Source organism: Halomonas marinisediminis, assembly GCF_004347715.1.
GTDB classification, from domain to species: Bacteria; Pseudomonadota; Gammaproteobacteria; order Pseudomonadales; family Halomonadaceae; genus Halomonas; species Halomonas icarae.
On the sequence record NZ_SLTR01000519.1, the window covers coordinates 1 to 266 of the forward strand.

The 266-nt window shown below is 63.9% G+C and carries 1 pseudogene; it reads left to right on the top strand.

The annotated features are described in order from the left end of the window. Nucleotides 1–8: 8 nt before the first annotated feature. A pseudogene (locus tag E0702_RS17640) lies at nt 9–266 on the top strand (A/G-specific adenine glycosylase); the annotation flags it as partial.

Genomic DNA, 266 nt, shown 5'->3' on the forward strand with positions numbered 1-266 from the left:
CGGAGGTCATGCTTCAACAGACCACCGTCGGCGCGGTCAAGCGCTATTTTGAAGTCTTTACCGATGCCTGGCCGGCAATCGAGGCCCTCGCCGCTGCCAGTGCCGACGATGTGATGAAGGCGTGGGCGGGGCTGGGCTATTATTCGCGCGCCCGCAATCTAAAGAAATGCGCCGAGACCGTCGCGACCGAACATGCCGGCCGCTTTCCCGATACGGAGGCCGAACTCAAGGCTCTTCCCGGCATCGGCGACTACACCGCCGCCGCC